This window comes from Halovulum dunhuangense (genome assembly GCF_013093415.1).
Lineage (GTDB): Bacteria > Pseudomonadota > Alphaproteobacteria > Rhodobacterales > Rhodobacteraceae > Halovulum > Halovulum dunhuangense.
Genome location: NZ_JABFBC010000001.1, coordinates 1,657,406 through 1,678,295, shown reverse-complemented (window position 1 = coordinate 1,678,295; position 20,890 = coordinate 1,657,406). Strand labels below are relative to the sequence as shown.

Here is a 20,890-nt window from a genome sequence, read left to right as displayed (position 1 = left end):
TCAGGGGGAGGGCTGCTCGTCGTCCCAATCACACCGAGCGACCGTCGGTCAGCTCTTAATTTCAGGACTTGTCTGCGCGCGTGCCTCGCCAGCTACGGAGGAAACCGATGAGCGGGGCATCTGACGCGCCCCCCATCCCGAAGCCCGGCGAAATCGCGCATTTCCTGATCCGGACTTTCGGGCATGTGGACGACCAGAACGAGGCCGCGCTGAAGAAGCGGCTCCAGGAATGGAAAAACGGGCAGCTTGTGCCTTTTGCCGAACTGCGTGCGCTCATCGAGGAACACACACGGACGTTTCGCGAACACGCATCTGCCTCGGCACGGGCGAACGAACTGTTGGACGAGGGCTTCGAGATCTACCGCCAACTCGTTCTGGAGCACGATTGCGGCAACCTGCCGTCAGAGGCGGTTCGACGGGAGGTACTGGATCCGCTGGCCCTCGTCATATTCCTCCGCCTGGGAGGGCCGCTCCTGAAGCCGCTTGGGCTGGCGCCATCGGACATTATCAGCAAACCCCACGCCGCGATCCCAACCATTCTGGACGCGTGCCGAAAAGGGCGCAGCTGGAGAGAGTTGGCCGAAGACCTCGGGAGGAACACGCCCAGCGTGCCGCAATCTGAAAATTGGGAGCGGCGTCTGCGCGACTGGAGGAATGGCAGGGAGCCTGCGATGTCGGCACTGCTGGCGCTAATGGCAAGCCGACACAGAGCGCTGGGTGCGGCGCTGGTCTTCGTGCGCGCCTATAAGCGGTATTGTTCCCTCTCGGGCATCGATCCCGCACTCCACCGGTCTCGGTTCCTTTCGCTCGAAATATCGCCGCAGACAGCGCTCGATCGCCTCAAGATCGAAGATTATCCGGACCTTCATGACGTTCCGGAGGACGTAGCCCAGGATTTGATAGTCCTCAGAAACCTGGTCGATGTGGAGCGCCCCAAACAGGAAGGAGATGCGGCTGAAGCGAAGCGGTTGATCGAGAGGTTGAAGGCTCGCCTTCATGGGCGACCGGAACTCGCAGGTCTCGGGTTCACTTTTGGCCGGCATGCATTGCAAATAGGCGATCTCGCAACGGCCGCTAACGATTTCGAGTCTGCCTGCGAGCGCTTCGCTTTCCGAAGTGGACCGTTGCTGACAAGGCCATTGGCCGACCTGATGATCGTTGCCTCTTATCTCGGCGACAAGCGCCGCCTGGGCCGATGGCAAGGGTGGTGCGAGGCGCTGGGCGTCAAGACCGATCTGCGGCGCCCCAAGCTCCTTCTGCACCGGAATATTCGACACTTCTATCCCGAGGGCAATCCCGTGCCGAGGCTGGAGCCCCATGAATATGGCCTCATCCAGCTGCGGAGTTGGGCCAGCCGCTCACCTGACATGCGGCACCCGGATCGGGAGGTGAAGGGATATGGCACGAGCCCGAAACCGCAGCTGTCCATCTTCGCGAATTGTGATGACCCTGAAAAAGTGAAGGCGCTTCTTGAACGAGGTGCCGATCCGAACAAGCTCGACGCGCAAGGCGGGTCGCCGTTGCTCAATGCTTTGCTGGGTGGAAGCGACGCCTGTTTTCATCTGCTCCTGCCCGTGACGGACAAGGCAACGCTGAACGCCCGCACGATAGACGGCCACAACCTCCTTTCGGAGCCTATCAGCCAGCTGCGCCCGGATTGGGTGCGCGCCTTGCTGGAAGCCGGTGTTCACGTCGATCTGCGCTGCTGGCTGGACAGCACGCCGCTTTATCAGGCGGTTGGGAAGTTCAAGGAGAACTGGGCTGAAGCGATTGCGTCTGATCCTGTAGCGATGGAAAACTCGGCCCGTTTGATGCCGCCGGCATTCCGGGTGTCAGGCTCACCGTTCCTGCCGGATCACGTCGCCGCGCAGCAGGCTCGTCGGAGCGACCGGCCTGACCGACACTGGCTGATCGCAGAGAGGCTTGAGCAGCACCTTCGTGGCCAGGAAGAGGTACGCCGAAGTATAGTCACGACATTGCTTGACTATGGGTCCGACGTGAATGCGGTCGTGGGTGAGGCCGGGTTTACGCCATTCCTCTTCGCCGCTGAGATCGGCAATCCATGGCTTCTCTGGCAGCTTCTCGAACACGATGCAGACGTTGGCTCACGCTTGAAGAACGGCATGACCGCCTACCACATCCTCCATGCCCGTGGTCACGCTTCGCTGGCCACTGAACTGATGGCGCGCGTTTCAGCGATGGATCGACTCGCCCTGCGTGATCGGTAGTAACTCGCGCCTCGGTTGCTTCAACTGAGTACCGTCCAAACGCAGGCTTCGCAGTACAAGCTCGATCCGAGCCTTGCGCCATCGCGTGGTAGCTGGGGGACTGGTTGGGGGACCAGAGGTCCCATCAAAGAAAAAATCTACTCTTTGACAATGGGTTATAGCGTAAGTGTGGCGGAGAGACTGGGATTCGAACCCAGGGAGGCTCGCGCCTCAACGGTTTTCAAGACCGCCGCAATCGACCACTCTGCCACCTCTCCGTGCGTTCGCGGTCTAGACCGCGCGACCTTCCAGATCAAGGGCGGTCACGTTGCGGCGAGCACCCGCCGAGCCGGGCCTCGGGCTTTGCATCCGCGCGCGTTCCGACTAATGTGAATCCACAAGAACCAGGCCGGGGCCGCCGGCCGTCGAGCGATATCAGCGGGCCGCGACGCGCCTTCGGGGGCGGGCGGAAATGCACCGGGAAAAGCAGGATGAACAGGCGATACCGAGTTTCACACATGGCATTGGGCCGTGCTTCGGCCGCGGCGATGGCGCTGGCCCTGCTCGGCGCCTGCGCCGAGATGCCTGGCGCTGCCGCCACCGGCAGCGGCAGCGACGGACCCGGCATCCTGCGCATCGAGGAACGCGAGGTCGAGCGCCCCGACATCTATGAGCTCGAGGCGCGCGGCCTGTGGGACGGGCGTTTCTCGCTGGGCGGACGCTGGGTCGCGGTGACCGACCAGGTCGATGCGGAACGCGTGCGGATCGTGAACCTTGCCAATGGCCGCGCGATCGAGGGCGGGCTCTTCCGGCGCGAGGTCAACCTGCCCGGACCGCCGCTGATGGTGTCGATGGACGCGGCAGAGGCGCTCGGGATGCAGGCCGGCACCCCCGTCGAGATGCGCGTCGTGGCGCTCAGGACCGAGACGGTCGAGATCCCCGCCCCGCCGCCGGCCGCCCCCGCGGCCACGCCTGCCGGGGAACCCCCGGAAGCCGCCGCGGAAACCCCCGCCGAAGCCGCCGCCGACGGTGCCATCGCGACCACGGCACTGGCGGCGATCGAGGCGGCCGACGCCGACGCCGGGGCACCGCCGCCCCCCGCACAGCCCGCGGCCCCCGCCTCGGGCCGCCGGCTTCAGGTCGCCAGCGGCAGCAACCAGGAAGGCGCCGACGCCGTTCTACGCCGCCTGCGCGGGGCCGAGATCCCGGCCGAGATCCGCACCGCCCAGGCTGCCGATGGAACCGCGATCTACCGCGTCGTGGCCGGCCCTTTCCCCGACGCCGACGCCTATGACGCCGCGCTCGCCCGCATCCGCGAACTGGGCTACGCCGACGCCTTCGCGGTGCGCTGAGACCGGAGGACAGACCATGACAAGACCCGCCCGCGCCATCGCCACGGCCCTCGCGCTGCTGCTGTCGACCACGGCCGCGCACGCGCTCGACACCTCGGCCCGCGCGGCACTGGTGATCGACCACGACACCGGCACCGTGCTTCTGTCGAAGAACGCCGACACGCCGATGCCGCCCGCATCCATGTCGAAGCTGATGACGCTCTACATGCTGTTCGAGGCGCTGCAGGACGGCCGCCTCGCGCTTGACGACACCTTCCGCGTCTCGGAACGGGCCTGGCGGATGGGCGGGTCAAAGATGTTCGTGAATGTCGGCGACGAGATCACCGTCGAGAACCTGATCCGCGGCATCATCATCCATTCCGGCAACGACGCCTGCGTCGTGGTGGCCGAGGGGCTCGCCGGCTCGGAAGAGGCGTTTTCCCAGCGCATGACCGTGCGCGCGCGCGAGCTCGGGATGCTCGACTCGGTCTTCGCCAATTCGACCGGCTGGCCGCATCCCGACCACCGGATGAGCGCCAGGGACCTTGTCACGCTGGCCACGCTGCTGATCCGCGAATTCCCCCAGTACTACCCCTATTTCGCCGAGACGGAATTCACCTGGGAGGGGATCACCCAGTCGAACCGCAACCCGCTGCTGGGCCTGGGCATCGGGGCAGACGGCCTCAAGACCGGCCATACCCAGGAAGCGGGCTACGGCCTCGTCGCCTCGGGCGAACGCGACGGGCGTCGGGTCACGCTGATGGTCACCGGGCTCGACAGCGAACAGGCCCGCCTGACAGAGACGGAGCGCCTGATGAACTGGGCCTTCCGCGAATTCGCCGTGCAGGAACTGTACGGCCCCGACGTGCCGATCACCAATGCCCGCGTCTGGCTGGGGGCCGAGCGCGAGGTGCCGCTCGTGTCCAAGACCGGGATCACCGCCATCGTGCCCTGGGCCGCGCAGAACGACATCCGCGCCTGGGTGGAATACCAGGGCCCGCTCGAGGCGCCCGTCGCCGCCGGGCAGACCGTGGCGGAACTCGTGCTGGCCGTGCCCGAGATCGGCGAGACGCGCTACCCGCTTCAGGCCATGGCGCCGGTCCCCGAGGCGGGCTTCCTGCGAAAGGTCGAGGCAGCCGCCACGATCCTCTTCGACAAGGCGCGGACCGCAGCCATCGGCGGCGACAGCTGAGATGGCGGCCCGGCGCGGCCTGTTCATAAGTCTCGAAGGCATCGACGGCTCGGGCAAGTCCACCCAGGCCCGCCTGCTGGCCGCCCGCCTTCGGGCCGCGGGCCATGACGCGGTGCTCACGCGCGAGCCCGGCGGATCCCCCGGCGCCGAGGAAATCCGCCGCCTGCTGGTCGAAGGCGATCCCGCCCGCTGGTCGCCCGAAACCGAGATCCTGCTCTTCACCGCCGCGCGCCGCGACCACCTGGAACGCACCATAGAGCCGGCGCTCGCCGAGGGGCGGATCGTCGTCTCGGACCGCTTCGCCGACAGCACCCGCGTCTACCAGGGCACCGCGCGGGCCGATCTGCGCGCCGTGGTGGACCAGTTGCACCGCCTGATGATCGGACGCGAGCCCGACCTGACGCTGATCATCGACATGGACCCCGACGCGGCCCTTGCCCGCGGCCTTGCCCGCAAGTCCGGCGAGGACCGGTTCGAGGACATGGGCGCCGATTTCCAGGCCCGGCTTGCGGCAGGCTTCCGCGCGCTGGCCGCAGCGCAGCCCGGCCGCTGCGCCCTGATCGACGGCACCGGCACGCCCGAGGACGTGGCCGCCCGCGTCTGGGCCCGGGCAGAACGGACCCTGCCATGAGCGACGATCCCGACACCCCCGAAGCCGACCGCGTGGGCGGCGCGCCGCATCCGCGCGAGACGGTGGAACTGTTCGGGCAGACGGCGGCCGAGGCCGCCTTCCTCGACGCCTTTGCCTCGGGCCGGATGCACCATGCCTGGATGCTGACCGGCCCGCGCGGCGTGGGCAAGGCGACGCTCGCCTGGCGCATCGCGCGCTTCCTTGCCGCAGGCCCCGCCGCGCCCGACACGGGCCTGTTCGGCGACACGGCCCCGACCCTGGACATGGCCCCCGATCACCCGGTCTTTCGCCGCAGCCTGTCGCTCGGCGAGCCGCGCATCGCGCTCTGCCGGCGCGGCGTGGATGAAAAGACCAACCGCCTGCGCACCCAGCTTGGCGTCGAGGAGATCCGCCGCCTCAAGGGCTTCTTCAGCCTCAAGGCCACCGATGGCGGGCGGCGCACCGCCATCATCGACGCCGCCGACGAGATGAACACCGCCGCCGCCAACGCGCTGCTGAAACTGCTCGAGGAACCCCCGGCGGATGCGACGCTGCTGCTGGTCTGCCACCAGCCCGCGCGCCTTCTGCCGACCATCCGCTCGCGCTGCCGGGTGCTGCGGCTCTCCCCCCTCTCCGAGGAGGACATGGGCCGGGCGCTGGCGCAGGCGGGCCAGCCGCTTGATGCGCTGCCGCTTCTGCACGCGCTGACCGGCGGATCGGCCGGCGATGCCGTGCGCTTTCTCGAAGGGAACGGCGCCGAGATCTATCCCCGCATCCTGTCGCTTCTCGAAGGCGCGCCGCGCATGGACCGCGAGGCGATCGCGGGCCTCGCCTCGCTCGCGCCCGGTCGCGAGAACGCCGCCACCTACGAGATGCTGACCGACCTGACCATGCTGGCGCTCGCCCGGCTGACCCGCGCCGGCGCCGGCAGCGCGGCCCCTCTCCTGCCGCAGGAAGCAGCCATTGTCGACCGGCTCTGCCCCGGCCCCATGGCCGCCCGGCAATGGGCCGAGCAGCAGCAGGACCTGGCGGGCCGGATCGCGCACGCGCGCGCGGTCAACCTTGACCCCGAACAGGTGATCCTTGATATGTTCCTGACAATCGACCGCATGTCCGCCCGGATCGCAGCCCTCCCCGCCTGAGGCTCGCGCGGGCCGCGCAAGGATCAGAGCAGAGAGACGTGATACAGGCCCCCGCCCTCGTGGACAGCCATTGCCATCTGGATTTCCCCGACTTCGCCGGGGAAACCGACCAGATCGTCGCCCGCGCCCGCGCGGCGGGCGTCACGCGCATGGTCACGATCTGCACCCGCCTTTCCTCGGAACCCGCCGTGCGCGCCATCGCCCAGGCGCATGAGGGCGTGTTCTACGCCGCCGGCACCCACCCGATGAACGCAGCGACCGAGCCCATGGCCACCGTCGAGGCGCTGGTGGCGCTGGCAGCCCACCCGAAATTCGTCGGCATCGGCGAAACCGGGCTCGACTACCACTACACCGCCGACAGCGCCGCCGCGCAGAAGCAAAGCCTGGCCCTGCATATCGAGGCGGCCCGGCAGACCGGCCTGCCGCTCATCATCCATGCCCGCGACGCCGACCGCGACATGGCCGACATCCTCACGGCCGAGCATCGCAACGGCGCCTATTCCTGCGTGATGCACTGCTTTTCCTCCGGCGCAGAGCTTGCCCGCGCAGCACTCGACCTGGGCTTCTACCTGTCGATGTCGGGGATCGCGACCTTCCCGAAATCGCAGGAATTGCGCGACATCTTCGCGGCCGCCCCCCTCGACCGGATCCTGGTGGAAACCGACAGCCCCTATCTTGCCCCCGTGCCCCGGCGCGGCAAGCGCAACGAGCCGGCCTATACCGCCCACACCGCCGCCAAGGGGGCGGAGGTCTTCGGTCTGACCCCTGCCGAGTTCGCGGCTGCCACCACCGCCAATTTCGACCGGCTGTTCGCCAAGGCGGCGTCGCATGGCTGAGCTGGTCGTCCGCATCCTCGGCTGCGGCTCCTCGGGCGGCGTGCCGCGGCTGGGCGGCCATTGGGGCGCCTGCGATCCGAAGAACCCGCGCAACCGCCGCACCCGCTGCTCGATCCTTCTGGAAAAACGCAGCGGCGACGCGGTGACGCGGGTGCTGGTGGACACCTCGCCCGACCTGCGCGCGCAACTGCTCGATGCCGATGTGGGGCTTCTCGACGGCGTCGTGTTCACCCATGCCCACGCCGACCACACCCACGGGCTAGACGATCTGCGCATGATCGTCTTCAACCGCCGCGCCCGCCTGCCGGTCTGGGCCGACGCCCCCACCGCGCAGGCGCTGATGGAACGCTTCGGCTACGCCTTCGTGCAGCCCGACTGGAGCAGCTATCCCCCGATCCTGGACCTGAACCCCATCGACGGCCCCTTCGAGGTGGACGGCCCCGCCGGCCCGATCCCCTTCCACCCCTTCCGCGTGGCCCATGGCGGGATCGACGCGCTGGGCTTCCGCATCCACGACCTCGCCTACCTGCCGGACGTGTCCGACATGCCCGAAGAGCACTGGCCCCTGCTGGAGAACCTGGACTGCTGGATCCTCGACGCGCTGCGCTACACGCCGCACCCGACGCATATCCACCTGGAAAAGGCGCTCGACTGGATCGACCGCGCAAGGCCCGCCCGCGCGGTGCTGACCAACATGCATGTGGATCTCGACTACGCGACGCTGGAGGGCGAGACCCCGCCCCATGTCACCCCCGCGCATGACGGGCTGACCCTGCGCCTCGCCCTGAAATGAGCGCCCTCCTGCAAGTCGTCATCCCGGTCTTTCTCGTGACCGCCGCCGGCTACGCCGCCGTCCGCCTGCGCTATTTCACCGACGCCCATATCGACGGCATGAACCGCTACGCCATCGCCTTCGCGGTGCCCGCCCTGCTGTTCCGCGCCGCGATGGAACTGGACCTCGCCGCCGTCTTCGACCCGAGGCTCCTTCTCTCCTTCTACGCCGGCAACACCACCGCCTTCCTGATGGGCCTGCTGGGCGCGCGGCTGATCTTCCGCCGCCGCCCCGGCGAAGCCGTCGCCATCGCCTTCGGCGCGCTCTTCTCGAACTCCGTCATCCTGGGCGTGCCCATCGTCGACCGCGCCTTCGGGCCCGAGGCGCTGGCGGCCAGCTTCGCCATCATCACCATCCACGCCCCCTTCTGCTACCTGCTCGGCATCACCGTGATGGAGATTTCGCGCGCCGACGGCCGCTCCGCCGCCGACACGGCAAAGGCGGTCGCCAACGCCATGCTGCGCAACGCGCTGATGATCGGCCTCGCCCTTGGCTTCGCGGTCAACCTGACCGGCCTTGCCCTGCCGGACACCGTGCTCGACGCGCTCGGCCTCGTCGTGGCCTCGGCCCTGCCGGTCGCCCTTTTCGCGCTGGGCGGCGTGCTGACCCGCTACCGCCTCAGCGCCACCCTGGGCGAGGCGGCGATGGTCACCACCCTCAGCCTGATCCTGCACCCGGCGATCACGCTGTTCCTGACCCATGTCGTGTTCGACCTGCCGCGCGTCTTCGTGCAGGGCGCGGTGCTGACCGCCGCCATGGCGCCGGGCGTCAACGCCTATGTCTTCGCCAGCATGTACAAGCGGGCCGAGGACGTGGCGGCCAGCGCGGTGCTTCTGGGCACCGTCACCTCGGTCCTGTCGATCTCGGTCTGGCTTCTGGTGCTGGGCGGCATCTGACGACCGCCGCGCGCGACGGTTTCGTGACACTTCGATGACAAAACGCAGGCCGCGGGCGCCCACTCGCGCGCATCCTGGGGCGTTGCACGATCCCGCCGCCACAGGTGTCCCATGGCTCACGCATCCTTCTCGACCGAGCACCCGCCGCTTGCAATGGCGACCGGCCTTGCCGCCCTCGCCGCCGCGGCCCTTCTCTCCACCACCATCTTTCCGGACCTCGGCCCCCCGGCCGAAAGGCTGGCCTCCGACATCCCCGCCATCCGCCGCACGGCCGAAATCACGCTGCTGGAAATCGCCGCCCTGCGCGTGGCCCTCGCCCTTGGCGGGCTGTCGCTGCTGGCGCTCTGGGCCTTCTGGCCGCGCCTGCGGGAAACCGCGCCGATCCGCTGGCTGGCCTCGCGCCCGGCGCTGCCCCTGTCCGCCGCCCATGTCTCCCGCCGCTCCGGCGCGATCCTGCTCGGGGCGACGCTGCTGTTTCTCGCCTGGGTCGCCCTGGGCGGGCGGAACCCGGCGCTGTTTCCCCCCGTCATCGGGCTCGAGGACGGGCCCGTCGAATACGCCACGGCCCTGCTCTTCGTGATCGCCGCGGGCCTTGCCTTCGCCGCCTCGCGCCGCGGCCCGGGCGGCCGCTACGCCCTGATGCACCTCGCCCTCGCGCTTGGCTTTCTCGTCTGCGCGGGCGAGGAAATCAGCTGGGGCCAGCGCCTTCTGGACTATTCCACGCCCGCAACGCTCGACGCGCTGAACGCGCAGGGCGAATTCAACCTGCACAACTCCTTCGGGTACTCGGCCGATCACATCTTCATGGCGGGCGTGGCGCTCTATGGCGTGATGCTGCCGCTTCTGGCGCGGACCGGCCCCGCGATCCACGGCGCGGCCGACCTGACCGGGCTGCCCATCGCCTCCGCGGGGCTTGCCCTCGGCTTCGCCGCCGCCTCGCTGATCCATGACTGGAGCGTGTTCGCCCTTCTGCCACGGGTGCCGATGAACATGGCCGAGGGGCGCGAGTTCCTCTGCGCGCTGGGCTTCCTGCTCCTGATGACCGAAAGCCTGTCGCGGCCCGTTCAGCCCGCGAACAGCGCCGTCAGCCGGGCCGCCTCTGCCTCCAGCCCATAGGTCGGGTTGATGACGAACACGCCCGAGCCGACCATGCGGTGCCCCGCCCGCGCGGGGCCGAAACGCACCTCGTGGCGCAGCGCGTCCGGGTGATCCCGCGTCAGCACCTCGAGCATGTCCGCGTGCACACCGCTTGTCAGGATCGGATACCACAGCGCGATGATGCCCACGTTCCACTTGCGCCTGATCGCCGCGATCTGGCGCGGGATCGCCGCATAATCGCCCTTCACCTCGTAGGAGGGGTCGATCAGGACCAGCCCCCGCCGCGGCATGGGCGGGCAGATCGACAGCGCCATCTCGAACCCGTCCTCGCGCCGCACATCGGCCCCGAAGGGCGCCATCACTTCCGCCAGCGCCTCGTGCTCGCGCGGGTGCAACTCCGCCAGGTGCATCCGGTCGCCGGGCCGCAGGCCGAGTGCCGCCACCAGCGGCGAACCGGGATAGGCCGACGCCCCATGGCGCGCGCGCACTTTCCTCAGGCAGCGCGCATAGGGGTGATCGGCAGGGAACCCCGCCGCCAGCCGCGCGACGCCTGCCGCCGCCTCTCCCGTGCGCAGGCTTTCCTCGGCATCCAGCCGGTAAAGCCCGCGCCCGGCATGGGTCTCAAGATAGCTGAGCGGCTTGTCCTTCGCGGTCAGGTAATCCAGCATCGACGCCAGCAGCGCGTGCTTCTGGACATCGGCCGCATTCCCAGCGTGGTAGATGTGTTGATAGGACAGCATGGGAATGCGGTAACGCCCCCGCGCAAAAGCCGCAAGCGCGGCGATCAGCTTGCCGCCATCGCCCTTTCAGCCGCGGCCGACCCGGCGGCCAGCGCCCCCTCGATCAGGCCGGGGCTCAGTTCCGACACTTCCGACACCGCCAGCCACAGCCGCCCGCCCAGATGGCCCGCGCGCAGGATCTCCGGCCCCGTCTCGGGATGCGCTTGCGGCCCCCTCAGGTCACGCGCCGCGCAGATCAGCGGATCGCGCGCCCAGTCCTGCACGACGATGCGCTCTGGCGTCGCCTCCGGCCCGAAGCAGCGCAGGAGTTGCGCGCGGATCGCCGCCTCCAGCGGCCCCGGCTCCCGCCCCTCGGGCGGCACGCCGACGAAGCCGAAGATCACGCCGCACCGCTCGTCATAGGGCGTCAGGTCGTGCATCTCCACCAGCGGCCCCAGCCGGCTTGCGACCCGCCCCGAAAGCCCCGCCCCACGCCAGAAGGGGCGCTCGAACACCGCCACCGCCTTGGCCTGCGGCGCCATCCAGGTCGGCGTCGCCTCCATCGCCGCGCGCGCGCCGGGCGCCAGCCCCTCGACCGCGATCCGCTCGGCGATCACGCGCAGGGGCGCGGCCAGCACGACCTGGGGCGCCGTGAGTGTCGCGCCATCGGCAAGCGTGATCCGCAGGGCTTCCCCCTCCGGCGCGATCCCCGCCACCGCCGCCCCGGTCCGCACCGTGCCCGCGGGCAGCCGCGCCGCAAGCGCCTGAACGATGGCCGACGGTCCGCCCCGGATCCGCGCGATCCCGTCCTGGCCCGGCAGAAGCTGCCGGATCGGCCCCGGCCCCCAGCCGTCCAGCACCGCATCCCCAGCTTCGAACTGGGCAAGGGGCGTCAGCCCCAGCCTGTCGATCCACGCCTGAACCACAGGCTGCCAGCGCGGCCAGACCCAGGACGGCCCCAGGTCGGCCAGCACCGCCCCCCTGTCATCGTGCAAGCCATGAACGCGCCCGCCGATCCGGTCGGCGGCCTCCAGCAGCAGCACCCCGCGCCCGGCCTCGTGCAATTGCAGGGCCGCCGTCAGACCGGCGATGCCGGCCCCGATCACGATTGCATCAAGGCTTTCGCCCATAAGTTCTCCGCCTCTGTGTATGGCACTTTGCCATACGCAAAGCCGACACTTGCCATACGCTTTCCAGACACCTCCGGGCGGCCCGCGCCGCCCGTCCGTCAGTTCAGCCGGACCGAGTCCGAGGCCGTCTGCTCGGCACTGGAAAAGCCCGCCATCCTGAGCCCCTCATTCGCGGCAAAGGCGATCACGACGATCGCGATGAAGGCGAAGATCATTGATTTCATTGCTTGTCCTCCTGCGGGAGTGTCGCCTTTCTGAGAAAGGCGATCAGGTCATCCCTGTCTGATTGCGCAGCGATCCGCTGCATCGGCATCTTGCTGCCCGGAACGAAATGCTCGGGCCCAAGCTCGAACAGATCGTCGATGGTCCCCTCGTCCCAGACAAACCCCAACCCCTTCAAGGCCGCCGAATACGCATACCCCTCAAGCGCCCCGACCCGCCGCCCGAACAACCCCTCGAGGCTGGGCCCTGCCCGGCGCGCGCCGTCGCCGGTCAACTCGTGGCAGATCGAGCATTTGCGCATGAACTGCCGCTCGCCATTGCCCATCGTGGCGGGGTCGCGCAGGAAGCTCTGCTCGTCCGAAGCCAGTGCCGCCCCGCCGCCCGGATCGCCCGCGGGCCATGAAAACAAGGCGTCATCGATCCCCGCCGCGTGGATCCCCTGCCCATCGCCACTGTAGTGCAGCGCCCAGATCGGGCCGCGTGTGGCGGCACGGAAATCGCGTTCGATCGACCAGTCGGCGGTGTCGACCACCATGATGTAGCCCTCGCCGTCGCCGACCGCCAGTCGGGTCAGGTCGGGCGAGACATCCATCGCGAGGATCGGGCGACGGTCGGCGGTCAGGTCGGCCAGCTCCGCCCCGGTCGCGGCGTCGATCACCCGCGTGCCGCCATCGACCGCACCATAGGCCAGCCAGCCCCGCGTGGTGCCAAGGACCAGCGTGTTGATCCCGAAACCGTGGTTGACGATCAGCCGGTCCGACGGCGTTTCGCCCAGCGTCCAGTGCCTGAGCGTGCCGTCGGCCGAAACCGAGAAGAGCGTGCCATCGGGGGCGAAGGCGGTGGCGTTCACCGCGCCGTCATGCCCGCGCAGGATCTGCGGACTGCCATCCCCAAGCGGCCAGAGACCGATGGTGCCGTCCCAGCTGGCCGACGCGACCCAGCGCCCGTCGGGCGACAGCGCGAGATGGTTCACCTTGCCCTGGTGTCGGCCCAGAACCGTGGACCGACCGGCCGCGATGTCCCACAGCCGCAGTTCGAAATCATCCCCGCCGGAAACGGCCCGGGCGGCATCGACGAAGATAGCGGCGTTGACGGCGGCATTGTGCCCTTCGAGCCAGCGCGGAGCGGCGTCCGGCCCGGACCACAGGCCGATGGAATAGTCGAAGCTTGCGGTCAGGATCGCCTCGCCCGACGGGGCGACATCGATGCCCTTGATCGGCCCGCCATGCCCCTCGAGCGTGAAGAATTCCGCCGCCGCCGCGGAAAGCGGCGGCAGCAGGATCAACGCCAGCGCGGTCAGGACCGGGGCGCGGGTCATCTTACTCGGCGGGCGTCGCCCTGGCCTTGCGGGCCGTCTTTTCCTCGAGCTCGGCCACCCAGAGACCGTGATGCTCCCTGGCCCACTGCTTCTCCACCTCGCCCGAGCCCATGGCGTCGAACGCGCCCTCCATGCCCACGGAGCCGAGATAGATATGCGCGATGATGATCGCCATCAGCACGAAGCTGATGATCGCGTGCCACAGCTGCGCGAACTGCATCTCTTCGTGCGGCGCAAGCTCGGTCGGGAAGGGCGCCATGCCCAGCCAGCCCGGCACGCCGATCGCGTTCAGCTTTTCGAAGGTGAAGGCGAACATCGGCAGCTCGAACGGGAACAGCAGCGACAGGCCCGAGACGGAGATTGAGCCGCCCAGCACGATCACCGCCCAGAAGATCAGCTTCTGGCCTGCGTTGAACTTTTTCGCGGGGGGATGGACGCCCTTCGAGAACAGGCCGCCGCCCTTGGCCAGCCATTTCAGGTCGTGCCGGTTGGGGATGTTCTCGATCACCCAGAACAGGAAGATCATCACCAGCGCGAGCATGAAGGCCCATGAGACGTTATTGTGCACCCATTTGCTGGCCCCGGCCAGAACCGCGTAGCTGTCCTTGCCCAGGAGCGGGATCAACCCGATCCGGCCGAAAAGCGACACGAGCCCGGTGATCCCCAGAAGGATGAAGGATCCCGCCAGAAGCCAGTGCGCGAAGCGTTCGACGCTGTTGAAGCGCAGGATCTTCTCGCCGGTGACGGGGCCGTCGATGCGGATGCGGCCGCGCAGCAGGTAGAACACCGCCAGAAGGCCGATCACGCCCAGCAGCCCGTAGCCGCCCCAGGTCAAGAGCGGTCCCTGGCGGAACTGAAGCCACCACATGCCACGATCCTGGATCAGCACGCCCGCGGCGGCGGCAGAGGTCGATACCGTCACGTCGGCGGTGCCGTAGCGCAGCGCGCGGTAGACCTCGCTGTCGGAGGCGAAGCCCAGCGTGCCCAGTTGATCCACGGTCCCGGCGGCGCTGTCGGGATCGCCGGTATCAAGGCGGCGATAGGCGTCGTCCACCTGCTCGCCACGCTGGCGGGCAAGGATGTCCTCGAGCGTGCTGGCGCCGCCGGTGGCGGCCCGCGGCTCGGCCTCGGGCGCGTCCTGGGCCGCGGCCATCGGTGCCGCACCCAGTCCGAGGGTCAGCAGCATCGCGGCGATCATAAGGAAACGGGTCATGTCGAAGGGCCCCCGGTGTGGTCTGACTGGCAAAGAAGGGCGGGCCATGCGGTCCGCCCTTCGGTCCTTGAAATCCCGGGCCAAGGCCCGGTCTACAGGGCGATGGGGCGTAAGCCGGGCCTTGGCCCGGCACCCCACCGACGGGCCGCAGACCGGGCCCTGGCCCGGTCCCCGACCCGGTCGGGATCAGCCGCCCTTCTGGTCGTAGGCGGTGCCCCAGCCCCAGGCGCCCGAGCCGAAGCCGCGCGCGACCACGCGCTCGCGGTAGATGTTCGCGACGACGTCGCCATCCCCCGCCAGCAGCGCCTTGGTCGAACACATCTCGGCGCAGATCGGCAGCTTGCCTTCGGCGATCCGGTTCCGGCCGTATTTCTGGAACTCGATATCGGACATGTCCTCTTCGGGGCCGCCGGCGCAGAAGGTGCACTTGTCCATCTTGCCGCGCGAACCGAAGTTGCCCGCCTGCGGATACTGCGGCGCGCCGAAGGGGCACGCGTAGAAGCAGTAGCCACAGCCGATGCACAGGTCCTTGGAGTGCAGCACCACGCCATCGGCGGTCTGGTAGAAGCAGTCCACCGGGCAGACGGCCATGCAGGGCGCGTCCGAGCAGTGCATGCAGGCGACCGAGATCGACCGCTCACCCGGCTTGCCGTCGTTGATGGTCACGACCCGGCGCCGGTTGATGCCCCAGGGCACCTCGTGCTCGTTCTTGCACGCGGTGACGCAGGCGTTGCACTCGATGCAGCGTTCGGCGTCGCAGAGGAATTTTGCTCTTGCCATTCTACTCTCTCCCTTCCCTTACGCTGCCCAGATCTTGCAGAGCGTGGCTTTCGTCTCCTGCATCTGAGTGACGGAGTCGTAGCCGTAGGTCTGCGCCGTGTTGGTGCTTTCGCCCAGCACATACGGATCCGCGCCCGCGGGGTATTTCGATCTGCGGTCCTCGCCCTGGTAGTGCCCCCCGAAGTGGAAGGGCATGAAGGCGACGCCCGGGGCCACGCGCTCGGTGACCATGGCCATGACCTTGACCTTGCCGCCCTCGGGGCCCTCGACCCAGACATCGGCGCCGTCGCGCAGACCCAGGTCGTTGGCGTCCCGCGGGTTCACCTCGACGAACATGTTCTGCTGCAATTCGGCCAGCCACGGGTTCGACCGGCTCTCGTCGCCGCCGCCCTCGTACTCGACCAGGCGACCCGAGGTCAGGATCATCGGGTAATCCTGGCTGAAGTCGTTCTTCTGGATCGACTCGTACATGGTCGGCACGCGCCAGAACTTCTTGTCCGCATAGGTCGGGTAATCCGCCACCAGGTCGCGCCGGTTCGAATAGAGCGGCTCGCGGTGCAGCGGGATCGGATCCGGGAAGGTCCAGACCACCGCCCGCGCCTTGGCGTTGCCGAAGGGCGCGCACTCATGGGCGATCGCGACGCGCTGGATACCGCCCGAAAGATCGGTCTTCCAGTTCACCGCGCCGATGTTGTCGCCGCCGATCTGCTCGATCACCGCACGCTCTTCGGGGGTCAGGTCGGTGTCCCAGCCGAGTTCCATCAGCATCTGCATGGTGAACTCGGGGTATCCGTCCTGCAACTCCGACCCGACAGAGGCGACGCCATCCGCCAGCAGCGACTGGCCGTCCCGCTCCAGCCCGAAATTGGCGCGGAAGGTCAGGCCGCCCTGGCTGACCGGCATCGACATGTCATAGAGGTTCGCGGTCCCCGGATGGTTCATCTCCGGCGTACCCCAGCAGGGCCAGGGCAGGCCGTAGTAATCGCCATCGGCCGGACCGCCCACCGCGCGCAGCGTCGTCTTGTCGAAGGTGTGCTGGTTGGCCATGTGCAGCTTCAGCCGCTCGGGCGACTGGCCGGTATAGCCGATCGTCCACATGCCGCGGTTGTACTCGCGGGTGATGTCCTCGATGTTCGGCTCGTCCTCGCTGTCCATGGCGTAGTTGCGCAGCATGCGGTCGGCAAAGCCGAACTTCTTGGCGAACTTCGTCATGATGACATGGTCGGGCAGGCTTTCGAACAGCGGCTCGAACACCTTGTCGCGCCACTGGAGCGACCGGTTCGACGCGGTCACCGAGCCGCGGGTCTCGAACTGGGTCGAGGCGGGCAGCAGGTAGACGCCGTCGGTGCGGTCGTGCAGCACGGCCGAGACGGTCGGATAGGGATCGATCACGACCAGCAGGTCGAGCTTTTCCATCGCCGTCTTCATCTCGGTCATGCGGGTCTGCGAGTTCGGCGCATGGCCCCAGAACACCATCGCCTTCACGTTGTCCGGCTGATCGATGTTGGCCGCATCCTCGAGCACGCCGTCGATCCAGCGAGACACGGGGATCCCGGTCTCGTTGATCATCATGCGGTCCTTGCCCTCGGGCCCGGCGCCCGGCATCACGTCGAAGCGCGAGCGCAGCCAGTCCAGATCCTCGCCCCAGACTCGGGCCCAGTGGGCCCAGGCACCGTCGGCCAGGCCGTAGTAGCCGGGCAGCGAGTCCGAGGACACGCCGAAGTCGGTCGCGCCCTGCACGTTGTCATGGCCGCGGAAGATGTTGGTGCCGCCGCCGCTGACGCCCATGTTGCCCAGCGCAAGCTGAAGCACGCAGTAGGCGCGGGTGTTGTTGTTGCCGTTGTGGTGCTGGGTGCCGCCCATGCACCAGATCACGGTGCCGGGGCGGTTGTTGGCCAGCGTGCGGGCGACCCGCTCAAGCTGGCTGCCGGGTACGCCGGTCACACGCTCGACCTCGGCCGGGTTCCACTGCTTCACATGCTCCTTGATCTGGTCCATTCCCCAGACGCGGGTGCGGATGAACTCGCGGTCCTCCCAGCCGTTCTCGAAGATGTGCCACAGGATGCCCCAGATGAGCGCCACGTCCGAACCGGGGCGGAAGCGCACATACTCGTCGGCATGGGCCGCGGTGCGGGTGAAGCGCGGATCGCAGACGATCAGCGGCGCGTTGCTTTCTTCCTTGGCCTTCAGGATGTGCAGCAGCGAAACCGGATGCGCCTCGGCGGGGTTGCCGCCGATCAGGAAGATCGCCTTCGACTTGTGGATGTCGTTGTAGGAGTTGGTCATGGCGCCGTAGCCCCATGTGTTCGCAACCCCGGCCACGGTGGTCGAGTGGCAGATCCGGGCCTGGTGGTCCACGTTGTTCGTGCCCCAGTAGGCGGCGAACTTGCGGAACAGGTAGGACTGCTCGTTGCTGTGCTTGGCCGAGCCCAGCCAGTAGACCGAGTCGGGCCCGCTCTGCTCACGCAGCTCGAGCATCTTGTCGCCGATCTCGTTGATGGCTTCTTCCCACGAGATGCGGGTCCACTCGCCGTTGACCTTCTTCATGGGGTACTTGAGGCGCCGCTCGCCATGGGCATGCTCGCGGACCGCGGCGCCCTTGGCGCAGTGCGCGCCCAGGTTGAAGGGGCTGTCCCAGCCGGGCTCCTGCCCGACCCAGACGCCGTTCGACACTTCCGCGACCACGGTGCAGCCGACCGAGCAGTGCGGGCAGATCGACTTGACGGTCTGCACGGCGCCGTTCACGGCCTGCTGCGCGCTGACCTTCGTGACGGTCCCGCCGGTCGCGCCAAGCGCCGCAAGCCCCCCGATCGCAAGGCCCGAGCCCCGCAGGAAGCCACGCCGGTCGACGGTCGTGCCGGCCACGTTCTGAAGAAGTCCGGCCCGATGCGACCTGCGCGCAACGCCGTTCGTCTTTTTCCTGAGCATTGTCTTTTCTCTCCCTTCGCGGGCCCGGCTCTGCACCGCTCCCGCCAGATCCCAGGGGACGCGCACCCGACCCTGCGGTCGGCGGCGCGCGCCCGTCACCTCAGAAGCGGGCGCTTTCGAAATAGGCGCGCGTATGCTCCGTATCCCGCAGGCCGGCCCCCCCGGCCATTGCGGTATCGGCGGCCGCTTCGGTGCCGCCCAGCGTGACGCCCGCGGCTGCCGCCGGTGCCGCCACCGCTGCAAGCTTGAGGAAATCGCGACGGCCCGAGGCCACCTTCTCTTCCTTCGTGCTCATCTGGTTCCTCCCGTTTTGAGTACTCATGCCGTGGCCTCCGCCATCATGCGGAAAGCCTCTTTCTCGATGCCCACGAAGGTGCGACCGATCCTGCCGACAGCGGCATAGAAGACCGAGGATTTCGCCCCTTCGAGGTCAGAGAACATATGCTCGGCCCAAGGGCCGACATGTCGATTGAAGAAGTCGCGCTGCGCCGAGAGACTGGCCGGATCGCCGAAACGGCCAAGGATCAGGCCGGCCATCATCTCGAACAGGCTGGCGATGTTGTCCTCGGGCTCGAACACGTTCGGGGCGCGGGTGATCCCGAGCCGCGCCATGTCGTTGCGCAGAACCGAAAGCGGCTTCTCGTTCAGGAAACCGGTCATGTAGTAGCTGGCATAGGGCAGCACCTCGCCCCGGCCCAGCCCGATGAACAGACCGTTGAACTCGCGCTCTGCGGCGCGCGGGCTGGTGGACGACGCGATCCTTGCCAGCGCCTGCACCGCCTCGCCCAGCGGCGTCGCGTCGCCCTCAAGCCCCGCGCAGCGGTCAAGAACCGCCTGTCCGGGCGGTCTGGCTAGCGTTATGCTCAGGAAGTCATAAAGGTTGGCGCGGAGGATGTCTTCTTCGGGTATGTCGAAATGCCCAGTTCCTGCCGTCACCGTTTCCCCTCTCGCGATTCAGTCCGCTTCAATGCGGATCCGATTTGGATGAAAGTTTGTATGCAACCGCATGCGGATGTCCAGCAAAAATCCGCCTCAGTCCGAAAAATGAAAGCGCATCCTGCGCGGCGCGGGCAGCGTCTCGGCCGACGCCTGCTCCGCGGTTGCGGGCGCTTCCGCGTCCGGCCCGGCGGAAGGCGTCTCGACCTTGCCTTTCGGGCTTTCGGCGCCGTCCGCCGGCGACTCCGCTGCCGGCTCGGGCGGCGCTTGCCGGGCAGCGGGCGCCGACTGCGCGGGTGCCGCCGCCGCCTCGTCCGCCAGCACCTTCGGCAAGAGCCCCTTGCCGACCTGGTATACAGTCGCAACCACCCCCGAGGACGCCTCGGCCATCGCACGGTAGTCGTCCGCGTAATCCGTCAGCCCGTCATGGGCGTTGATGATGGGATTGCTGATCCACAGCCTGCGAAGCGCCCGGCGCCGGATCCGTTCGGGCACGGCGCCGCGCAGGAAGGCCGAGAAATCGTCGCCCGCCTGAAGCGTGTCCGGGTCCGGCAGGCCCAGCTTTTCCAGCGCCTCCTCGTCGGGCATGCTTTCCAGCGCGTCACGGTCGCGGGACTCTTCGGTGGCCTCGGCGGCCTTGGCCTCGGCCGCCTCCTCGGCGGCGACGCGGGCCTTGCGCCTGCTCCAGAAATCGCCGCTGCGCGCGCTCATTCCATCCTCCGGCGCAGGGCGCCCGGCGAGCGATAGACATCGCCCGGCTGCTGGATGCGCGGATCGCCGCGCCCATCCTCGTGCCGCTCCGCCCGCTTGTCGCGGCGACGCTTCACGAATGTCTCTTCCTCGTAATGCGCCTCGACGAAGGCGCCGATCCAGGCGCGCACCGCGTCGGGCATCGGGATCTGCTCCACGATCTCGTCGCCGCCCTCGGTATAGTCCTGCGCCTCGTAGGGCGATGCCGTGACCAGCAGCAGGTCGAAGGGCCGATCCGCGGGCGCGCCGGGAACCTTGCGCAGCACGGCAAAGATCGAGGGCACCTCGGAGGACAACGCCGCCAGGTAGGCCTCCGCCTCCGATCGCCACAATTCCAGCGGTCGGGTGCCGACATGGATGTCGACAACCTCTCCGTCGCTGCGCAACTCGCGCCAGACCTCATCGGGTGCGCCCGGCAGCGCCGAAACGCCCTTCCACGCGTATTTCGCCCAGCGCGTCACGCCGGGCGTACGCCGGATGACCACCCCCACCGGCATGGATTCGTGCCGTGACACCATGACGACCCGCTCTCCCCCCAGGTTGCCTGCGCGGCGCGAATTGCATACCGCGCCCGCATCACCCCGAGAGTAGGCCCGGCAAACCCGGCATTCCAGAGGGAAAATGCGCCCCCCGCCCCCGGACCGGGGCACGAGTTGCATGCAGCCCTTTACGCCAGCCTCGGATCATGGGTATCTGACAGGCGCATCGGGGCGGGGTCCGCAGGCCACGGACGGCACGCCCGGCGACGGG

General features: G+C 68.4%; 20 protein-coding genes and 1 tRNA gene. 9 read left to right on the top strand and 12 right to left on the bottom strand.

Annotation, left to right across the window (positions count from 1 at the left end; genetic code table 11):
• Positions 1-107 precede the first annotated feature (107 nt).
• Positions 108-2,228: an ankyrin repeat domain-containing protein gene (locus HMH01_RS08075; RefSeq protein WP_171324130.1), complete on the top strand. Its 2,121-nt coding sequence runs from the start codon at positions 108-110 to the stop codon at positions 2,226-2,228.
• Between the two features lie 169 nt (positions 2,229-2,397).
• Here HMH01_RS08075 and HMH01_RS08070 read toward each other — a convergent pair.
• Positions 2,398-2,485, bottom strand: a tRNA-Ser gene (locus HMH01_RS08070).
• Between the two features lie 240 nt (positions 2,486-2,725).
• Here HMH01_RS08070 and HMH01_RS08065 point away from each other — a divergent pair.
• The 8 genes from HMH01_RS08065 (at position 2,726) to HMH01_RS08030 (ending at position 10,162) form a co-directional block, all read left to right on the top strand.
• Positions 2,726-3,559, top strand: a complete 834-nt coding sequence (locus HMH01_RS08065) for an SPOR domain-containing protein (protein WP_171324128.1) — start codon at positions 2,726-2,728, stop codon at positions 3,557-3,559.
• A 16-nt stretch (positions 3,560-3,575) separates the two neighbouring features.
• Positions 3,576-4,730, top strand: coding sequence for a D-alanyl-D-alanine carboxypeptidase family protein (locus HMH01_RS08060; protein ID WP_171324126.1), 1,155 nt, complete (start codon positions 3,576-3,578; stop codon positions 4,728-4,730).
• Between the two features lies 1 nt (position 4,731).
• Positions 4,732-5,361 carry a dTMP kinase gene (gene tmk / locus HMH01_RS08055; RefSeq protein WP_171324124.1) on the top strand — a complete coding sequence of 210 codons (630 nt, stop codon included), beginning with the start codon at positions 4,732-4,734 and terminating at the stop codon, positions 5,359-5,361.
• Positions 5,358-6,482, top strand: a complete 1,125-nt coding sequence (locus tag HMH01_RS08050; RefSeq protein WP_171324122.1) for a DNA polymerase III subunit delta' — start codon at positions 5,358-5,360, stop codon at positions 6,480-6,482. Before tmk ends, HMH01_RS08050 begins: the two co-directional genes overlap by 4 nt.
• A gap of 38 nt (positions 6,483-6,520) precedes the next feature.
• Positions 6,521-7,318 (top strand): TatD family hydrolase, encoded by a 798-nt coding sequence (locus tag HMH01_RS08045; protein ID WP_171324120.1) that lies wholly within the window; start codon positions 6,521-6,523, stop codon positions 7,316-7,318.
• On the top strand, positions 7,311-8,111 hold the full coding sequence (locus HMH01_RS08040; RefSeq protein ID WP_171324118.1) for an MBL fold metallo-hydrolase: 801 nt from the start codon (positions 7,311-7,313) through the stop codon (positions 8,109-8,111). The genes HMH01_RS08045 and HMH01_RS08040 overlap by 8 nt, the downstream gene beginning before the upstream one ends.
• Positions 8,108-9,046: an AEC family transporter gene (locus HMH01_RS08035; protein WP_171324116.1), complete on the top strand. Its 939-nt coding sequence runs from the start codon at positions 8,108-8,110 to the stop codon at positions 9,044-9,046. Before HMH01_RS08040 ends, HMH01_RS08035 begins: the two co-directional genes overlap by 4 nt.
• A 111-nt stretch (positions 9,047-9,157) precedes the next feature.
• Positions 9,158-10,162 carry a hypothetical protein gene (locus tag HMH01_RS08030; protein ID WP_171324114.1) on the top strand — a complete coding sequence of 335 codons (1,005 nt, stop codon included), beginning with the start codon at positions 9,158-9,160 and terminating at the stop codon, positions 10,160-10,162.
• Here HMH01_RS08030 and rlmJ read toward each other — a convergent pair.
• From rlmJ to HMH01_RS07980, 11 genes are all read right to left on the bottom strand, one after another.
• Positions 10,111-10,884 carry a 23S rRNA (adenine(2030)-N(6))-methyltransferase RlmJ gene (rlmJ, locus tag HMH01_RS08025; RefSeq protein ID WP_171324112.1) on the bottom strand — a complete coding sequence of 258 codons (774 nt, stop codon included), beginning with the start codon at positions 10,882-10,884 and terminating at the stop codon, positions 10,111-10,113. The two genes, HMH01_RS08030 and rlmJ, sit on opposite strands and share 52 nt — an antisense overlap.
• A gap of 44 nt (positions 10,885-10,928) precedes the next feature.
• Positions 10,929-11,993, bottom strand: a complete 1,065-nt coding sequence (locus HMH01_RS08020) for a flavin monoamine oxidase family protein (protein ID WP_171324110.1) — start codon at positions 11,991-11,993, stop codon at positions 10,929-10,931.
• A 98-nt stretch (positions 11,994-12,091) separates the two neighbouring features.
• Positions 12,092-12,217, bottom strand: coding sequence for a hypothetical protein (locus tag HMH01_RS17935; protein ID WP_281365949.1), 126 nt, complete (start codon positions 12,215-12,217; stop codon positions 12,092-12,094).
• The gene (locus tag HMH01_RS08015; RefSeq protein ID WP_171324108.1) at positions 12,214-13,533 is read right to left on the bottom strand and encodes a c-type cytochrome; all 1,320 of its coding nucleotides are present in this window, start codon (positions 13,531-13,533) and stop codon (positions 12,214-12,216) included. The genes HMH01_RS17935 and HMH01_RS08015 overlap by 4 nt, the downstream gene beginning before the upstream one ends.
• Before the next feature lies 1 nt (position 13,534).
• On the bottom strand, positions 13,535-14,746 hold the full coding sequence (locus tag HMH01_RS08010; protein WP_171324106.1) for a formate dehydrogenase subunit gamma: 1,212 nt from the start codon (positions 14,744-14,746) through the stop codon (positions 13,535-13,537).
• A gap of 186 nt (positions 14,747-14,932) precedes the next feature.
• Positions 14,933-15,526 carry a formate dehydrogenase FDH3 subunit beta gene (fdh3B, locus tag HMH01_RS08005; RefSeq protein WP_171324104.1) on the bottom strand — a complete coding sequence of 198 codons (594 nt, stop codon included), beginning with the start codon at positions 15,524-15,526 and terminating at the stop codon, positions 14,933-14,935.
• An 18-nt stretch (positions 15,527-15,544) separates the two neighbouring features.
• Entirely contained in the window at positions 15,545-18,454 is a 2,910-nt protein-coding gene (locus tag HMH01_RS08000; RefSeq protein WP_171324102.1) for a formate dehydrogenase subunit alpha, read from the bottom strand.
• 100 nt (positions 18,455-18,554) lie between these two features.
• The gene (locus HMH01_RS07995; RefSeq protein WP_171324100.1) at positions 18,555-18,749 is read right to left on the bottom strand and encodes a twin-arginine translocation pathway signal protein; all 195 of its coding nucleotides are present in this window, start codon (positions 18,747-18,749) and stop codon (positions 18,555-18,557) included.
• Positions 18,750-18,772: 23 nt separating this feature from the next.
• Positions 18,773-19,390, bottom strand: coding sequence for a molecular chaperone TorD family protein (locus HMH01_RS07990; RefSeq protein ID WP_171324098.1), 618 nt, complete (start codon positions 19,388-19,390; stop codon positions 18,773-18,775).
• Positions 19,391-19,486: 96 nt separating this feature from the next.
• On the bottom strand, positions 19,487-20,101 hold the full coding sequence (locus HMH01_RS07985; RefSeq protein WP_171324096.1) for a DUF3306 domain-containing protein: 615 nt from the start codon (positions 20,099-20,101) through the stop codon (positions 19,487-19,489).
• The gene (locus tag HMH01_RS07980; RefSeq protein WP_246237292.1) at positions 20,098-20,658 is read right to left on the bottom strand and encodes a DUF3305 domain-containing protein; all 561 of its coding nucleotides are present in this window, start codon (positions 20,656-20,658) and stop codon (positions 20,098-20,100) included. Before HMH01_RS07980 ends, HMH01_RS07985 begins: the two co-directional genes overlap by 4 nt.
• Positions 20,659-20,890: the final 232 nt, after the last annotated feature.